The organism is Aeromonas sp. YN13HZO-058 (assembly GCF_001921245.1).
GTDB classification, from domain to species: Bacteria; Pseudomonadota; Gammaproteobacteria; order Enterobacterales; family Aeromonadaceae; genus Aeromonas; species Aeromonas allosaccharophila.
The window spans coordinates 1-17,467 of sequence record NZ_MQSY01000068.1 but is presented as its reverse complement, the minus strand read 5'-3'; the positions used below and the strand labels follow the sequence as shown (position 1 = coordinate 17,467).

The window sequence follows — 17,467 nt, the reverse complement described above, 5'->3', positions numbered from 1 at the left end:
TACGGGAGGGGCGTGAATATCAAAGCGTGTTTGCATGAGGCGCTGGGGCGCCCCATGCAACACGTAATTGGGACATAGCCAAACAAAAAGGGAAGATGCTCAGGCATCTTCCCTTTTTTGGTGATATGAGCGTTACTGCTTTTGCAGGATCAGCCGTGTTGGCGGCGGTCGTTGGCCTGGGCCAGCAGCATGCGGCTTTCCCGCAGGAACTGGTCGGCATGTTCACCGAAGAAACCGGAGACCTGCGAGAAGGCGTCGATAAAGCCGGCTCTGTCCCCCCGCTCCAGCAGCCCCAGCGCTTCGCCAAAGTTCTGGTAGTAGCGGCGGATCATCGCCAGATTCTGCGGTGACGACAAAATGATGTCGGCGTAGAGGTGGGGATCCTGGGCAAACAGCCGCCCGACCATGGCGAGCTCCAGCCGGTAGATGGGGGAGCTCAAACTCAGCAGGCGATCCAGATTGGCCTGCTCCCGGGAGAGGTGCCAGCCATAGGCAAAGGTGGCGAAGTGGCGCAGCGCCTGAATGAGGGTCATCGCCTCATCGTGGGCCTTGGCTTCCACCTGTTGCAAGCGGGCGCCCCAGATGGTCATCTGATCCAGCAACCACTGGCTGGCGGCGGGATCACGGCCCTGGCAGCAGACGATCACCTGCTTGGCGAGGCTCGCCACATCCGGCCCGAACATGGGGTGCAGCCCCAGCACCGGCCCTTGGTGTACCGCCAGCATATGTTCGAGCGGCGCCGCCTTCACGCTGGTCACATCCACTAGCAGGCAGTGGCTGGGCAAGTTGCCGAGCCGGTCGATGATCTGGCAGGTGATATCGATGGGCACCGCCACCATCACCAGACCGGCGCCGGCGAGGATCTCGTCGGCGCGCGGCCAGTCTGCTTGTTCGAGGGTCTCGACCCGGTAGCCGGAGAGGCTGAACATGTGGCCGAACAAGCGGCCAAGTTGACCCTGTCCGCCTATGATGACCACCTTGCCAAGATCCGGCTTTATGCACTTGAAGCCGGTGTCTTTTTCGCTGGCATAAGATTCACGCATGACACGGCGCAGTACGTCCTCGATGAGATCGCCCGGCACCCCCAACAGTTCGGCCTCGGCGCGACGGCGGGCCAGCATGCTCGCCTCCCTGTCCGGTGCATAGATGGGCAGGCCGTGGCGGCTCTTCACTTCACCCACTTCCCCCACCAGGGCCAGACGGGCGGCCAGCAGATCGATCAGCTGCTTGTCCACCGCATCTATCTTGTCCCTGAGTACATTCAACTCTTCAGCCATATCCAGTCCCTGCTGGCGCCGCAAGCGGCGGCGCCCTGAAATTCAAGAGGCAACAAGGTATCACTGCGTGGGCAGTGATACCTCTATGGTTCAATCAGTTACGACAAGATACCACGGCTTACCGTGCAGTTCTGCTCTTGAGCGGCGCCGCCAGCTCGCGATGGCATCGCTCCAGCAGAGTGGCTGTGCTATCCCAGTCGATGCAGGCATCGGTGATGGAGACACCGTAGCGCATCTCGCACTTCGGCTGCTCGCTTGACTGGTTCCCCTCGAACAGGTTGGATTCGAGCATCACACCTATGATCGAGCGGTTGCCTTCCTGGATCTGGTGGATGACGTTGTCGGCCACCTTGGGCTGCAAACGGTGATCCTTGCTGGAGTTGCCGTGGCTGCAATCCACCACCAGTCCGGGCAGCAGACCCGCTTTCTCCAGCGCCTCTTCCGCCAGCGACACATTGACCGAATCGTAGTTGGGATGTTTGCCGCCGCGCAGGATCACGTGGCCATCCGGGTTACCCTGGGTCTGCAGCAAGGCAACCTGACCCTGCTGGTTGATCCCCATAAAGGCGTGGGGGCTGGAGGCCGCCTGCAGCGCGTTGATGGCAGTCCCCAGGTTGCCGTCGGTGCCGTTCTTGAAGCCGACCGGCATGGAGAGACCGGACGCCATCTCCCTGTGGGTCTGGGATTCGGTGGTACGGGCGCCGATGGCCGACCAGGAGAAGAGCTCCGCCAGGTATTGCGGGCTGATGGGATCGAGTGCCTCGGTCGCCAGCGGCAGCTCCAGCTCCGCCAGCCAGCAGAGCAGCTCGCGGGCACGGTGCAGTCCCAGCTCTACATCGAAGGTGCCATCCAGATTCGGGTCGTTGATAAAGCCTTTCCAGCCGACCGTGGTGCGTGGCTTCTCAAAGTAGACCCGCATGACAATGTAGAGAGAATCCTGATAGGCATCATGCAGCGCTTTGAGTCGGGTTGCGTACTCTTTGGCGGCGTCCATGTCGTGGATGGAGCAGGGACCACAGATCACCAGCAACCGGTGATCGCGGCGGTGAATGATGTCGGCGATGGTAGTGCGGGCCCCTTGCACGAATGCCAGCGCCTTGTCGGAGATGGGTAACTTCTCCTTGAGCTGGGCAGGGGTGATCATCACTTGTTCGGACTGGATATGGATGTTGTTCAGGGGATCTCGTTGCATAGCCTGTTTGCCTCGCCAGAGTCAGCACACTGGTTTTGACACCACTGGCTGTAGTTTTATGTTTACGAAAGTACCGCTTTCGTTACGAATGGCCACCACAATACCAAGTAAATGCCAACTTTCAAGTGTGAATATGGAATTTAATAGCCTTTTGGCAATATAAAAGTACTGCTCATCGCCAAAGGTTTGGATTAACCGCCAGATTTGTCCATGAAAAGCCACTCTTGTAATCATATCTTTACGGTCTGGCAAGGGGAGGTCGAATGGCGGGGGCAAGTGGCCGTAAAAAACGGGAGCCTGCAAGGGCTCCCGTTGTTTGTCGCGATAACAGTGCTGGGCGGAGAGTTATGCCGGCACGGCCTGCTCTACAGCCTGCTTGCGCGCCGTTTTTGCCAGTGCATCCAGCATGGGTTTGGTGACCAGTACGATCCCCTGTTCGGAACGATGGAAGCGGCGGGCATCTTCATCGGCGTTCTCACCGATCACCATCCCTTCCGGCAGCTTGCACCCCTTGTCGATCACTACCCGACGGAGTCGGCAACCCGCGCCGATCTCCACACCCGGGAAGATAACGGCCTGATCCAGGGTGCAGAATGAATCGACCCGGACATTGGTGAAGAGCACCGAACTCAGGATGAAGGAGCCGCTGACGATGGTGCCGCCAGAGAACATCGAGTTGATGGTCATGCCGTGCTGACCGTTTCTGTCCTGTACGAACTTGGCGGAGGGGGTCATGTTCTGGCTGGTCCAGATGGGCCACTCCTGATCGTAGATATCGAGCTCCGGGGTTACCGAGGCAAGATCCATATTGGCTTCCCAGAAGGAGTCTACGGTGCCTACATCGCGCCAATAGGGGGCTCTGTCAGGGGCACAACCGACGCAGGACATGCTGAACGGGTGAGCGTAAGCGGTGCCCTCTTTCACCACGCGGGGGATCACATCCATGCCGAAATCGTGGTGGGACTGCGCGTTGGCGATATCTTCATCCAGCAGCTGATAGAGATACTCGGCATCGAAGATATAAACCCCCATGGAAGCCAGGGCGTGCTCTGGTTTGCCCGGCATGGCGGGCGGATTGGCCGGTTTTTCGACAAACGCATTGATCTTGCGATCATCATCCACCGCCATCACCCCGAAGGCGCTTGCCTCACTGCGCGGTACTTCGATACAGGCCACGGTGACCTTGGCGCCCATATTGACGTGATCCAGCAGCATGGCGGCGTAATCCATCTTGTAGATGTGATCGCCCGCCAGCACCACCACATATTTGGGGGCGTGATCGCGGATGATGTCCAGGTTCTGGTAGACCGCATCGGCGGTGCCACGATACCAGTTCACCTCGTCCACTCGCTGCTGGGCAGGGAGCAGATCGATAAACTCGTTCATCTGATAGCGCAAGAAGGACCAGCCGGATTGCAGGTGGCGCAACAGGCTGTGGGACTTGTATTGGGTGACGACACCGACCCGGCGGATGCCGGAGTTGATGCAGTTGGAGAGCACGAAATCGATGATGCGGAATTTGCCGCCAAAATGCACCGCAGGCTTGGCCCGGTTGTCGGTTAACTGTTTGAGGCGACTCCCCCGCCCTCCTGCGAGCACCAAGGCCATGGTCTCGTTCAGCAACTGTCTGGATTTCGCTGTATTGGCAGGTTGTAACAACATCTCATATCCCTTTGTAGATAAATCACTACAATGGTGCCGCTTTTGAGCCCTCAAGAAAGTGCTTTCAGTCACATTTTGGCGGTTGATTTCGTAACAAAATGACTCTTCTGTCATTAAAAACGACGTTCCGATCAGAAAGTGTTGCGAATCTGTTCAGTTGTCAATTGAGACGAGACTGGGAGCGGTGGCCCCTGCCGTGGGTTGGCAGGGGCCTGGTCAGTACAAGGGTCAGGCCGCGTTGGCCAGTGGCTCCTCGCTCTTCTTCTGGTAGGCCTGCGGGGTGAGGCCCAGCAGCTCCTGCACGGTCGAGGCGACGGTGATGGAGGAGACGGTACCCACCAGGATCCCTGCAAACAGGGTGAAGGAGAAGCCGTAGAGGGCGTCACCGCCAAACAGCAACAGAGCGCCCACGGTAAACAGGGTGGTGCCCGAGGTGATCATGGTGCGACTGAAGGTCGCCTTGATGGCCACATCGGAGCACTCGTGGATCCCCATCTGGGTGCGCGAGCTCAGCAGATCCCGCAGCCTGTCCGAGATGACGATGCTGTCGTTGAGGGAGTAACCGATCACCGCCATCAAGCCGGCGATGATGTTGAGGTCAAACTCGATCTGGCACAGGGAGAGCAGACCCAGTGCCACGATGGCGTCATGGACCACCGAGAGCAGGATGCCGATGGCCTGACGCCACTCGAAGCGAAACGCCAGATAGGCCGACATCGCCAGCGAAGCGACCAGCACCGCCAGCATCCCCTGCTGGAACAGCTCGGCACCCACCTGAGGACCGACGATGGTGGTGCGCAGCAACTCGACCGGCATCCCCAACTGCTGGGTCAGCATGGTGGCGAGATCTGCCGCGGGCCAGGGCAGTTCGTGGGGGGGCAGCTTGATCAGCCACTCACCGGGTACACCGGCAGAGCTCAGCTCAACGGCCCCCGCCAGCGGGGAGACCAGCATGGCATTGAGCTCATGGGCCTCTTTCAGGGTCTGGATATGAAACTCCAGCAGGATCCCGCCGGTAAAATCGAGCCCCAGTGTCAGGCCGTTCACCAGCAAGATGGCGACACTGGCCACGGTCAGCAGGATGGAGGCCCACAGGCCGATATAACGCCAACGGGTCAGGCCCATGGCAACTATCATTCTCAACATAATTCTCTCCTTGGCCAGCCAGCACCAGGCTGTTGGCCCATCACGACGTGTCACGACACGCCGGGGAAAAGGGTTCTGCTTTGGCATGCCCAGGCCATCTCCATGGCCGATGGCGCCGCCAAAGCTGCTCATCAGAGGGACAACTGTCCCGTTACACCTTCAACGTGCGCTCGCTGCTGCGTCCCCACAGGGGGTTGATGATGGCGCGCGTCCCCCAGATCCCGGTGATCATGCTGGAGAGCAGACCCAGAATGAGGGTGATGGAGAAGCCCTGCAGCGGCCCGGAGCCGATGGAGTAGAGCACCACGGCGCAGATGAGGGTGGTGATGTTGGCATCGAAAATGGTGTGGAAGGCCGAGCGATAGCCAAAGTCGATGGCGTTGGCCAGTGAGCCCCCTTCTCGCAGACGGTCCCTGATCCGCTCGAAGATCAGCACATGGGTATCCACCGCCATGCCCACCGTCAGCACCAGACCGGCGATCCCCGGCAGGGTCAGCACGGCGCCGGGCAGCACTGCCAGCATGCCGACCTGCATCAACAGGTTGGCGACCAGCGCCGTGATGGCAACCCAGCCGAATTTGCGGTACCAGGCCATCATGAACAGCATCATGCCCGCCATGCCGAAGGCCAGCGCGGTGAAGCCTGCCTCGATATTCTGCATCCCCAGGGTCGGGCCAATGGATCGCTCCTCAAGGATCTTGAGGGGGGCGGTGAGGGCGCCGGCGCGCAGCAGCATGGCCAGCTCTTGCGCTTCCGGCAGACTGCCAATGCCGGTGATGCGGAACTGGTTGCCAAGGGCGGTCTGGATGGTGGCGACGTTGATCACCTCGCTCTGTGCACGCAATTTACCTTGGGCGTTGGTCTTGTACTCGGTGAAGACGGTCGCCATCGGTTTGCCCACATGCAGGCGGCTGAACTGGTTCATCTTGCTGCCACCCAGGGTGTCGAGCACGATATTGACCTGGGGTTGACCCATCTCGCCCATGTTGGCGCGGGCATCGACGATGTGCTCGCCGGTCAGCACCGGCTTGCGCGCCATGCCAACGGCCTGGCCGCTGCGATCGGCGATATAGAAGTGGCTGTCGGCTTTGGCCTCGTAGAAGGCCAGCGAGGCGGTGGCACCGATCACCTCTTTCGCCTGCTTGGGGTTGTGCACCCCGGGCAGTTCGATACGGATACCATCCTGTCCCTGACGCACCACCGAGGCCTCGACGATGCCGAGTTCGTTGATCCGTTTTTTCAGGATCGACAGGTTCTGGGTCACGGCGTTGTTGACCAGCAGGGTGCGCTCCGCGTCGCTCAGCACCAGTTTCAAATCATTGCCGGAGCGGGTCAGCTTCCACTGATCCTGACGGGTACCGGCACTCTCCTTGATGATGGAGATCCAGCTCTCCTGTTCGGCGACCTCCGGCAGGGTCACGGCTACGGCGCCCTGTGCGCTGCGCATGACGCTGGCGCCGCGCAGGTTCGCTTCACGAAAGCGGGTGCGCAGGGTATCCACCAGATTCTTGGTCTGGGTATCGATGACAAAATCCACGTCTACCCCGATCAGCAGCTGGGAGCCGCCACGCAGGTCCAGCCCCAGCTTGATGGGGTCGGCGCCGAGGCGGGTGATCCAGCCCGGCGCGTTGGAGTGAAACTCCAGGGTGAGGGCGGCACTGTCGACCCCTTGCTGCTCCAGCAACTGCTTGGCGCGCTGCTGTTCGCCCTGGTTGGCAAAGACCAGTTCGACCCGCTCAGGTTGCTCGATCACCTTGACCGGGGTCAGGTGTTTGTCGGTCAGCAGCATCTGCTGCTGGGTGGTCAGGCGCTGCTGTCCGTGCAGGCCGAGGGAGGGCTGCTCACCGAAAAAGGTGGGCAGGGAGTAAAAGGAAAAGGTCAACAGCATCAACAGCAGCAGTGCGTACTGCCACTTGCTCATGCGGTTGAGAATGGTGCGATTGCTCTTTCTCATGGCAAACAAGCCTCTGTCAGGAGAATGGTGCGCAGGCCGATAGCAGCAAGACTCGGCAAGGCGCAAAAAATGGGATGCATCGGGTGCGGATCAGGCGGCAGCCGGATCCGTCAGGATGAGGAGATGTGCAAACAGTGGATGTGCCAACCCCTCCGGGGTCAGGCGCTCAGATAGCTCTGGTTGAAGCGGTATTGCAGATGTTGGCGCTGTAGATGACGCCGGTGGATCGCGCCGAAGCGATGACGAAAACTCTGTTTGTGATAGAGCTCGGGGGCCAGCATCAGCCAGCCGAGCAGCAACAGCAGGATGGCCTGGGCAGACCAGCTCTGGATCAGCTCGTAGACCACGCTGTCGGGCTGGTCGTCATTGCGCAGGGATTGTTCGAGACGCAGCAGGTGATTCTGATGGCTGCCGACAAACTTGATGACGCCATCATCGCTGTCGCTCAACTGATTGAACACCTGAGTCTGCTGCTGTTCACTGTGGGGATATGCGGGTAGCAGCGGGCCTTCCATTCGGGTGATGGAACAAAGCAGGGTGAGGGCGATAACCAGGGTTACCAGCACCAGTTTGGCTTTGTCGATAAGGCGCAAGAAGTTAATTCCCGATAAATAGAAAGGGCAAACTACCACAGGCGGCGGCGGCGGGACAACCCTTGCCGCCTAATTAGGATGATTCCGAGGTCGCGTTGTCAGCTTCCGGTCATCTGCTCGAAGTCGCGGGCATAGCCCTTGAGCAGGGAGTAGAGATGGGCCCGCTGGGAGATGTCCAGTGACTGACTCATGGCGCTCAGCCAGTTGACCGTGCGCTGGCGCGATTGTTCGGTATAGCCGGTAAAGCGGCCATCCATCAGGCCATCTCCTTCGGCCAGCAGGTCAGTCAGCTCGCGGGTAAAGTCGGGACTCTGGCGCTGCTTCATCAGCCTGTCCAGCTCCTGGGTCCATGACGCCTGAAATTCCAGCCAGGGGGGCATCAGCTCGTATTGCCACTCGGCCCACTGGGCCACCAGTGGCGCCTGTGCCGGTTTCACCTCGCCAATCCAGAACTCGAGTCGCTTGTTCATCTTGTCGCGAAACTCCGCCAGCATCTGCTCTTTGGGCTCGGTGGCGAAGTCGTGCTGCCGCTCCTGTTGCCGCTTGACTCTATCGGTCATGAAGCGGGCGACCTGATCGTCGGTCAGGGTGCGCGCCAGCCTGACCGCGCGGGGAATGGTGTTTTCCAGGGTGCGGGTCAGGCTCTGCTGCACCGCATCGAGGTTGGTCGAGATCTGCGCCGGGGTCATGGGGCTGGCAATGGCTTTGGCCAGCGCATCGAGATCCTTGGCGTAGCGGGGCAGCTCGTGCTGGCGATGCCAGGCCATCAACCCCTTCACCTCGCGGCTGAGCAGATCCTTTTGCGAATAGGAGAGGGCGAAGTAGTCATCCAGCTGCCAGATGATGGCGGTATCGAGCCAGTAGTAGATCACCCGGGTGGAGCACCCTGTCAGCAGCAGGCCGATCAGCAGCAGACCCCAGGTTTTCGGCTTGTGCCAGCGCACCTTGTTTATCATCTGTTACTCCAGTCGTTGCCGGTTGATGGCGATCAGGGTGTCATAGTCGTGTGAATCGTCGGGTGAGGCCTGGTGCTCTGCCATCAGCAGGGCCCAGAGCAGGCCGATATAGTCGACCCAGGGTAAAAACGCCTCGCTCTGAAAATCGGGCCACTGGTGGCGCGGCAGGGCCTGCAGATAGTGCGCTTCCAGCGCGTCGCGCCGCTCGGCGGGCCACTCGTGGGTACGCTGGATACTGGCGAGCTCAAAGCCGGGGTGACCTGCCGCACCATACTCCCAGTCGATGACCCAAGGCTTGCTTCCCAACAAGTTAGCCGGATTGAGATCATGGTGGCAAGGGCGCCAGCAATCATTTGGCTCGCTACTGGCGAGCAAGCCCCGCTCCAGCACGGGCAGCCAGGAGGGAGTGTGGGCCAGTCGGGCGCGATAGCCTGCCGCGTGGGCCCGCACCGCCATCACTACTGTGGGTAGCGGCAGGCGATGGAGCTTGCGCAGCACCTCAGCCAGCAGACGGGGCTGATCGGCTGCCGGTGGCGCCGCGACCACCCAGTTGGGCTCATCGGACCATTCGAGCAGCATCAGTCCGCTCGCGGGATCGCCATAGTGGCAGGGTAGCGCCAGCCCTTCGGCCATCGCCCCCTGATAAAGCTGCCACTCGGTGGGACGGTCGATGCCAAGGCGCACCGGATCGGGGTGGCCCTGACGCAAAAAGTAACTGCGCCCCGAGGGGAGGCGCAGTCGATAGTTGCTGTTGGTGAGGCCAGTGCCCAGCGGTTCCAGCTGCCCCTCCCGCCAGGGGGCGGGCAGGCTGGCCAGTAGCGGATCACAGTTGCCCGTCAGCGGGAGCCGGTTACCAGCCAAAGGTGGATTTCTTCGCCTGTTTGCGGATCTCTTTCTGGTCGGCCCACAGCAGTTCGCCGTTTTGCAGATCCATCAGGTTCATGGTCATCTGGTAGTAGACATCCTTCACCTTGCCATTGTCCTTGACGATGCTGGCGAGGTTGCCATAGACCATGTAGCGGGCACCGGTCTGTTTGCCCAGACGCACCATGGAGGCCGGGTCTACCATGCCGCTGCTCTGTTGGTATTCGAGTTGCTGCTTGACGGCGGCGACCTTGCTCATGTCGACGAAGCGGAATTTGCCGGCCCGCAGCAACTTGGTGCGGATGGTATCGGTGATGGCTTCGGTATCGATGTGCTCGGAGGTCTTGTTGCGGATGGAGTCCATAAACATCACCGGACGACCGCCAGCGGTGATCTCGCTGGTGGCGGGGGAGGCCAGCATGGAGTCCGCCATCTTGTCGGCGATGGCCTGCAGATCGCTTGAGCCGTAATCGACGGTGACGGTTTCGGTTTCAGTGGGATCGCCATAGCTGACGGTGGTGCTGGAGCAGCCGCCCAGCAGCAAGGCAGAGGTCAATATCAGCAGGGCATGATTCATTTTCATCAGTTGGATTCCTCAATCACTTCGCGTACGTAAATCCGGTAACCCTGCGCCGCCGGGCTGGGCGCCAGGGCCGAGAGGGTGCGGGTCTGATAGCCATGTAGCTTGATGGGGGTCCAGCCGCGGCCATCGCTGGCGACCTCCTGACCGGCCTCATCATACCAATAGAACATATATTGCAGCTTGTTATCGCCGCGCTGGGTGCTGGCGGCGGCCACATTGACCTGCAGCAGGCCGTTTTGCTGGCGGCGGCTCAACTCGGTCAGGGTGACGTTGACATTCTGGTGCTGCTCCAGCGTGGGAGCGCCGCCCGCCGGGCCATAGAGCGCAATGCCGGAGGTATTGGTGGCACAGCCGCTGAGCAGCAGCGCGAGCCCGAGGGCCAACCCGTATGCTTTCATCTTGCTCTCCTTAATCGGGGTGAGTGGGGCAGCGCGTGAGCCTGCCCGTTAATCGTCTCGTTCATCTGCATTGGCCGTGTGTTCACAGCGGCATCGCCCGGGTGGTCAGACCGGCCCCGAGGCGCTGAACCCAGACCAGGGTAGTGCGTCCCTTGTGGATGGTGAGCGGCAATTGCCGCTGCGCGGCCCCCGCGCCCAGGGTGAGATTGATGTCACCTGCCGGCACCATCCCCTGCCAGCTCGATACTTGCGCTGGCAGCGTCAGCCAGCTGCGGGTATCGGCCCGCTCGGAGAGGGTATTGAAGATCCCCACCAGAATATTGCCCACATCGCCCCCCTCTTTGGCGGCGGTGTGGCGCATCTGCTCTTTGGCCACCAGTCGCAGCGCCTGACGGGTCAGCATGCCGGGCAGCCGCTCTTGCAGATCTTTGGCGGCCAGCGCTTCCAGTCGCACCAGCTCGCTGGTCTGCTCGACCCGTTTGCCGATCTCTACCGTCAGCGGGCCGGTGTCGCTGGCCCGATTATCGTAATAGGGGATGGCGACGGTAAAGGTACGAAAATCTCCGCTGGAAGTGGAGATGGGCAGCGGCAGGAACAGCTCGCGCCGCGCCGGGATCAAGCCATCTTCAAACAGCACCACCAGTTGGCCTTGATCCTTGGCAAGCGGCGGCGCTTTGCGGCCCACCTTTTTTTCGGTCTCGCGGATCTCGTCCGGTGAACCACGCAGCCGCGCCAGTCGCAGCAAGGCATCTTGCAGGCTGCGGTTGTCCGGTGCTATCTGGTAGCCGCGCTGATAGTCGACCCAGGCATCGTTGAGATCCCCGGCCGCTTCATAGAGCACGGCGGAAAAATAGAAGGTGTAGGCGTTCTGAAAACCGTTTTTGACCTTACCGATCAACCGGTCGAGATCCGGTGCGCCGCGCGACATCAGCTGGCGCATCTCGCCTTCTGCCTCGGCCTCTTCGCTCTCATCCTTCGCCTTGCGCACCTCGTCGGCTCGCCGTTTCAGGGCCTGCTCCTGCACCTGATTGGCGCGGCGAACCTCCACCAGGGCGCCATCGGCATCCCCCCGTTGCAGGTAGTTGAGGGCCAGATAGTGGTGCAGCATGGTGCGTTCGTAATCGGGGGTGAGATAGGCCATCGACTGATCGTTGGTGAGCAGACTGCCCACCTGATCGAGCCCGTGGCTCAGCCGGTATTCGGCCTGATTGTCTTCCCACTGAAGGCGGCTGTCGGCGGCGGTGAACGCCTGCTTGCTGCCAGCATTCTGACCCGCCAGCCAGGCGATGCGCCCCTCTTCAAGGCGATCGAGGACAAAGGTGTCATCCCCAAGGGTGGAGTCACGCACCTCGGGCAGCGCCTCGGCGGCATGGCCCAGCAGCAGCTGGTTGCGCAGGGGCACCATCTGATCGGAGTAGGAGACGAACATATCCTGCCAGCGGGAGGCGCAGCCCCCCAGCAATAGCAGGGCGCCGCAGAGCAACAGGGCGCTGCGGCAGGTTGAGGCGTGGCGATTCATTACAGGCTGAGCAGCGGCCCCAGCGGTTGGCCACCGACCAGATGCATGTGGATGTGGTAGACCTCCTGCCCGCCGTGGCGGTTGCAGTTCATGATGAGGCGGTAGCCATCTTCGGCGATGCCCGCCTCGGCGGCCAGTTTGCGGGCCACGGTGAACATCCGGCCCAGGGCCAGTTCATGTTCGGCTTCCACGTCGTTGACGGTGGGGATCAGGGTATTGGGGATGATCAGAACATGGGTCTTGGCCTTGGGTTGGATATCCCGGAATGCGGTGACCAGATCGTCTTGATAAAGGATGTCGGCAGGTATCTCTTTACGGATGATTTTGCTGAAAATGGTTTCTTGCGCCATGGCTAACTCCCTTATATGAAACAGAAAATTGAACTAGAACCCCAAGCGGCTCCCGAAAGGGGGGCGAGCAGCACGCCAAGTGTGACACAAGCCGACATTTGACACAGCTGATGTCCCATTCCCTTCAGTTATTGTTAAAAATACCGATAGCCAGAGGGACGTCATCTGCACCGCCTGTTCAGGGTGGTCTGCAGGGTATCAAAAGGACGGGGTACTCAGGCAAGGGACTTTTGCATATACAGCGGGACAATAATGAAACAAACAATGTCGGATCTCTCCATCTTGCAGCGAGTCTACCTTGGCTTCGCGATCCTGGTGGCCGTGATGGTGGCCAGTTCACTGCTCACATTTCGTAGTCAGGAGACTCTGGGGAACGCGCTGGAGCAGGTTACCCAGCAGTCGATGCCGCTGGTGATTGCCAGCAGTCAGACCCAGATCACCCTGCTCAGTGCCAACAAGTGGCTGGGGGATGTGCTCACCGAGCAGGACCCCAAACAGCTGCCGGCCGAAGTGGCCGAACTGAAACAGGCCAAGGCCGCGGTAGGCAAGAGTCTTGACGCCTTGCGCCAGCAGGTCGCCCACCACCCCGAACTGCAAGGGGAGATGAGCAGCCTCAGCCAACAGGTCGACAGCTACCTGCAACTGACCGACACCCTGCCCGGTGAACACGAGGCACTGCTCACCCGGCTGCACAAGGTCAATTTGGCCAAGGGGCAGTTTCAGGTCAGTCTGCCCCAGTTCAAGAAGAGTCTGGGGGACATGATGGTCACCATCGACGACAGCTTCATCAAGATGCTCTCCGAGACCCTGACCACCAAGCTCTCCGCCATCGAACTCTCCACCATGGACGCCCTCAACCAGACCATTCCGGCTCCCATCGAAGGGGCGCTCAAGCGCAACAAGATGCAGATTGAAGGGTTCAACAGCACCATCAAGGATCTGCAGAGTGAGCTGAAGAACTTCGAAAACGACATGGGCCACTATGTTCACGGTTTTGTACGTGACACCACCGCGAGCGAAGGGGTGCTCGCCCAGTATCTGGCGCTGATGAAGCAGCAGGAGCAGATGCGGGAGAAGAGCAAGCAGGCCAGCGCCCTGATCGTCGAGATCCAGAACCGGCTTGAGCGGATCACCGGCCAGAGCCAGCAGCTGATGAGCCAAAGCATTCAGCACGCCAAAGCTACACAGAGCCAGAGCACCCTGACTCAGGGAACCAGCATCGTAGTCGCCATCCTGATCGCCATGCTGGTGGCTTATACCCTGGGCAAGGCCATTCGCCGTCCGCTCAGGGAGTTGCTGCGGGTGCTGACCGAAGTGACCCAGGGCGACATGACCCAGCGCATCGGTTTTCAGAGCAAGAACGAATTTGGTCAGCTGGGCAGCCAGATCAACCTGCTGATCGCCCAGATGGGGGAGGTGCTGGCGCAGCTTTCACAAGCGTCGGCCCAGCTTAACGATGCCGCCCACGGCAACCGCCACACCACCGAATCGGTGCGGGCGGATCTGGAGAAACAGCGTCAGGAGACCGCCTCGGTCGCCGCCGCCATGACCCAGATGGAGGCCTCGGTGCGGGAGGTGGCGCAGGCTGCGAACCAGACCCTGGAGCGGGTGCAGGACGTGGAGAAAGCCTCCGAGACCGGCCGCAAGGTGATGGCAGGCAATATCACCACCACTCATCAGCTGGCGGGCAAGCTGCAACAGACCGGCAAGGTGATTGGCGATGTGAGCGCAATGAGCAGCCAGATCGGCAATATCCTAGATGTCATTCGCGGTATCGCCGAGCAAACCAACCTGCTTGCCCTCAACGCCGCCATCGAGGCGGCGCGGGCCGGCGAGCAGGGGCGCGGATTTGCCGTGGTGGCGGATGAGGTGCGCAGTCTGGCGGGCCGCACCGCCCAGTCCACCAGCGAGATCCAGACCATGATCGAGAACCTGCAGCAGGGGGTCGCCAAGGCGGTGACCGTGATGCAGGAGTGCTCTCGCGAAATGGACAGCTGCGTGGAGCAGAGCTCCCACGCCAACAACGCCATGGAGGAGGTGCAGGGGATCGTGGTGCTGATCAGCGACATGTCGAGCCAGATCGCCTCTGCCGCCGAGCAGCAGCAGGCCACCAGCGCTGATATCGCCACCAACCTCAACCGCATCTCCGATATCTCGGATCTCAACTATCAGGGGATCGAGCGGGTGGCCGAGACCAGCCAGCAGCTGGATTCCCTCGCCGAGCAGCAGGAGAGTCTGGTCAAGCGCTTCCGTCTTAGCGCCTGATGGTTGCGAGCTGAAAGAGCTGAAAGAGCTGAAAGAGCTGAAAATAGAAGGCCCCGCAGATGCGGGGCCTTGTTGTTAATGCGGTTAGCTGAGCGCTTATGCGTAGGCAATCGCACCCTTGCCGACCCCTTCATAGGCGACAATCTTGACGAACTTGTCGCCCACCATCTTCTTCACTTCGCGGGCGATGTAGCAGGCCAGCAGTTCGACCGTGGTGTCGGTGTCGATCATCTCCACCTCGGCGCTGGGGATGGCCAGCTGGAACAGCCCTTGCGGCGCCACATATTTGAAGCCGGTGTGATGCTCGCCAAGCTGGGCATTGGCGCGGGGGCTCAAGGCGAGCTCGGTCAGCGCCACCTTGTCTTCCTCGGTGCCGAGGTAGATATCGCCCCAGCGTTCGGCCCAGTTGAGCTCCAGTTCACCATCGCGCATCCCATCGACATGGATCTCGATAGGGGAGCGATGGCCGTGGGCGATGCGCTGGCAGTTGCCATCGTGCTTTTTCAGGCCGTGGCTGTAGTGGTAGAAGGCACCGTCGATGGCTTCGTGGCGCAGGGTCAGGGAGAGATCCTTGATATTGCCCGGCAGCCGTTTGGCCAGCACCGCCAGCAGGTAGCGAGTCACCGACTCCTTGTCGACCAGAGGTGCGGGGATAAAGGCAAAACCCTGGGTTGGGCAACGCAGGTGGATGGAACGACCCGGACGCAGCAGATCCACCGTGCTTTCGTCACCGTCCAGGGTTTCGATATGGATCAGCGGGCACTCGGTCGGCACCAGCAGCTTGTGATCCACCTCTTCATCGATGATCGACTTGATCAGCTTCTTTACCCGGCCAAAGTCCAGCAGCATGCTCATTTCGTTGAGCTCACCGCTCATTTCGATATCTACCAGCCAGCTCTCGCCGACCATGCCGCGGCGTTCGCACAGGTAGCTGGAGTCGATCACGGTCAAATCTCTTACAAATAACTTCATCAGTCAGGCCTTGCTACAGAGAAAGGGCAGTTTGCGATATTATGACCCGCGATTATCGGCAAAGGAACTGGAACCCCCCATGAACAAACTGCTTATCAAAAATGCCACCCTGGTCAACGAAGGCCGCATCTATGCCTCCGATGTGTTGATCGAGGGGGAACGGATTGCCCGCATCGCCCCGGATATCGAGGCGCCCGATGCGCTGGTCATCGATGCCGCAGGTCGTCACCTGATCCCCGGAATGATCGATGATCAGGTCCACTTCCGGGAGCCGGGATTGACCCACAAGGGGACTATCGCCAGCGAATCCCGCGCCGCCGTCGCCGGTGGCACCACCAGTTTCATGGAAATGCCCAACGTCAATCCCCAGACCACCACCCTCGAAGCCCTCGAAGCCAAATACCAGATCGCCGCCAACTCCTCCGTCGCCAACTACAGCTTCTATCTCGGCGCCACCAACGACAACCTGGAAGAGATCAAACGTCTCGATCCCAAGCAGTCCTGCGGGGTCAAGGTGTTCATGGGCTCCTCGACCGGCAACATGCTGGTGGACAATCAGGAGACCCTGGCGGCTATCTTCCGCGAGAGTCCGGTGATGATCGTCACCCACTGCGAAGACACCCCGACCATCGCCAAGGCGGAAGAGGCGGCGCGGGCCAAGTGGGGCGAGAACGTGCCGATGAGCGAGCACGGCCGCATTCGCAGTGACGAGGCGTGCTACAAATCCTCCAGCATGGCGGTGGCGCTGGCCAAACAGTACGGTGCCAAGCTGCACGTGCTGCACCTGACCTCGGCCAAGGAGCTGTCGCTGTTTACCGCCACCCCGGATCTGCGTGAGCTGAAGGACAAGAACATCACCGCCGAGGTGTGTGTACACCATCTGTTCTTCAACGAGGCCGATTACGACACCCTGGGCAGCCAGATCAAGTGCAACCCGGCGGTGAAGAGCGCGGCAGATCAGCACGCGCTGCTCGATGCGGTGCGCAATGACGTGCTCGATATCATTGCCACCGACCATGCTCCCCACACCTGGGAAGAGAAGCAGAACAGCTACTTCAAGGCGCCGTCTGGCGTGCCGCTGGTACAGCACTCCCTGCAGGCGCTGCTGGAGCTCTACCACAATGGCGTGTTCACCCTGGAGACCATCGTCAAGAAGACCTCCCACGCGGTGGCCGAGCGTTTTCAGGTGGAAGATCGCGGTTACATCCGCGAGGGTTACTTCGCCGATCTGGTGTTGCTCGATCTGGGCAAGCCCTATGTGGTCAACGATGACAACCTTCTCTACCACTGCGGCTGGTCGCCCTTCAATGGCTACCGCTTCCACAGCACGATAGAGATGACGCTGGTCAACGGCCAGATCGCCTGGCAGAACGGTCAGGTCAGCGACGGTATTTTGGGCAAGCGGCTGACCTTTAACCGCTGATTGTTCGCAAAGCAGGCGAACGCACCGTGGTCGGGGAATTGGCAGTGTTTCCCTGTTGACAGGGCGGGGTCATCTCCATAAACTCTGCCCCCGTCAGCCGAGCTGACTCCGTCGGTGTGTAGCGCAGCCAGGTAGCGCATCTGCATGGGGTGTAGAGGGTCGGAGGTTCGAATCCTCTCACACCGACCAAATTCCCCGGTAAAGGCCTTGTCAAACGACAAGGCCTTTTCTTTGGCTCTGTCCCAATTACGTGTTGAAAGGCTAATCTTGAAGTAGGCCATCACCTTGAGGTCTACCATCATGGATACCCCAG

Annotated in this window: 15 protein-coding genes and 1 tRNA gene; 3 read left to right on the top strand and 13 right to left on the bottom strand. The window is 60.5% G+C overall.

Features of this window, described 5'->3' with window-relative positions:
* Positions 1-149: 149 nt before the first annotated feature.
* The 12 genes from tyrA to hinT all read right to left on the bottom strand — a co-directional run bounded on the left by tyrA (position 150) and on the right by hinT (position 12,494).
* Positions 150-1,277 carry a bifunctional chorismate mutase/prephenate dehydrogenase gene (tyrA, locus tag BSP75_RS18170; protein WP_075114132.1) on the bottom strand — a complete coding sequence of 376 codons (1,128 nt, stop codon included), beginning with the start codon at positions 1,275-1,277 and terminating at the stop codon, positions 150-152.
* A gap of 118 nt (positions 1,278-1,395) precedes the next feature.
* Positions 1,396-2,469, bottom strand: coding sequence for a 3-deoxy-7-phosphoheptulonate synthase (locus BSP75_RS18165; protein WP_075114131.1), 1,074 nt, complete (start codon positions 2,467-2,469; stop codon positions 1,396-1,398).
* A gap of 345 nt (positions 2,470-2,814) precedes the next feature.
* Positions 2,815-4,131 (bottom strand): glucose-1-phosphate adenylyltransferase, encoded by a 1,317-nt coding sequence (glgC, locus tag BSP75_RS18160; protein ID WP_042655852.1) that lies wholly within the window; start codon positions 4,129-4,131, stop codon positions 2,815-2,817.
* Between the two features lie 228 nt (positions 4,132-4,359).
* Positions 4,360-5,277, bottom strand: coding sequence for a protein translocase subunit SecF (secF, locus tag BSP75_RS18155; RefSeq protein ID WP_171971605.1), 918 nt, complete (start codon positions 5,275-5,277; stop codon positions 4,360-4,362).
* Positions 5,278-5,428: 151 nt separating this feature from the next.
* Positions 5,429-7,231, bottom strand: coding sequence for a protein translocase subunit SecD (gene secD / locus BSP75_RS18150; protein WP_075114130.1), 1,803 nt, complete (start codon positions 7,229-7,231; stop codon positions 5,429-5,431).
* 158 nt (positions 7,232-7,389) lie between these two features.
* The gene (locus tag BSP75_RS18145) at positions 7,390-7,824 is read right to left on the bottom strand and encodes a hypothetical protein (RefSeq protein ID WP_075114129.1); all 435 of its coding nucleotides are present in this window, start codon (positions 7,822-7,824) and stop codon (positions 7,390-7,392) included.
* 98 nt (positions 7,825-7,922) lie between these two features.
* Positions 7,923-8,780, bottom strand: coding sequence for a DUF6279 family lipoprotein (locus BSP75_RS18140; RefSeq protein ID WP_042655848.1), 858 nt, complete (start codon positions 8,778-8,780; stop codon positions 7,923-7,925).
* 3 nt (positions 8,781-8,783) lie between these two features.
* Complete coding sequence (locus BSP75_RS18135) at positions 8,784-9,641, bottom strand: choline kinase family protein (protein WP_075114128.1); 858 nt, start codon at positions 9,639-9,641, stop codon at positions 8,784-8,786.
* Positions 9,631-10,227: a penicillin-binding protein activator LpoB gene (gene lpoB, locus BSP75_RS18130; protein ID WP_005334041.1), complete on the bottom strand. Its 597-nt coding sequence runs from the start codon at positions 10,225-10,227 to the stop codon at positions 9,631-9,633. The genes BSP75_RS18135 and lpoB overlap by 11 nt, the downstream gene beginning before the upstream one ends.
* Positions 10,227-10,625: a YcfL family protein gene (locus tag BSP75_RS18125; RefSeq protein WP_042022171.1), complete on the bottom strand. Its 399-nt coding sequence runs from the start codon at positions 10,623-10,625 to the stop codon at positions 10,227-10,229. The genes lpoB and BSP75_RS18125 overlap by 1 nt, the downstream gene beginning before the upstream one ends.
* An 82-nt stretch (positions 10,626-10,707) precedes the next feature.
* Positions 10,708-12,144, bottom strand: a complete 1,437-nt coding sequence (locus tag BSP75_RS18120; RefSeq protein ID WP_075114127.1) for a hypothetical protein — start codon at positions 12,142-12,144, stop codon at positions 10,708-10,710.
* Positions 12,144-12,494, bottom strand: coding sequence for a purine nucleoside phosphoramidase (gene hinT / locus BSP75_RS18115; protein ID WP_075114126.1), 351 nt, complete (start codon positions 12,492-12,494; stop codon positions 12,144-12,146). The genes BSP75_RS18120 and hinT overlap by 1 nt, the downstream gene beginning before the upstream one ends.
* A 252-nt stretch (positions 12,495-12,746) precedes the next feature.
* On the opposite strand from hinT, the gene BSP75_RS18110 reads away from it, so the two are divergent.
* Positions 12,747-14,759, top strand: coding sequence for a methyl-accepting chemotaxis protein (locus BSP75_RS18110; protein WP_075114125.1), 2,013 nt, complete (start codon positions 12,747-12,749; stop codon positions 14,757-14,759).
* 96 nt (positions 14,760-14,855) lie between these two features.
* Here BSP75_RS18110 and BSP75_RS18105 read toward each other — a convergent pair whose 3' ends face one another.
* The gene (locus BSP75_RS18105; protein ID WP_075114124.1) at positions 14,856-15,731 is read right to left on the bottom strand and encodes a 6-carboxytetrahydropterin synthase; all 876 of its coding nucleotides are present in this window, start codon (positions 15,729-15,731) and stop codon (positions 14,856-14,858) included.
* Between the two features lie 79 nt (positions 15,732-15,810).
* Between BSP75_RS18105 and BSP75_RS18100 the strand changes: the two genes are divergently transcribed.
* Together BSP75_RS18100 and BSP75_RS18095 are read left to right on the top strand one after the other, a co-directional pair.
* The gene (locus tag BSP75_RS18100) at positions 15,811-17,154 is read left to right on the top strand and encodes a dihydroorotase (RefSeq protein ID WP_058053837.1); all 1,344 of its coding nucleotides are present in this window, start codon (positions 15,811-15,813) and stop codon (positions 17,152-17,154) included.
* Positions 17,155-17,266: 112 nt separating this feature from the next.
* Positions 17,267-17,343, top strand: a tRNA-Pro gene (locus BSP75_RS18095).
* Positions 17,344-17,467: the final 124 nt, after the last annotated feature.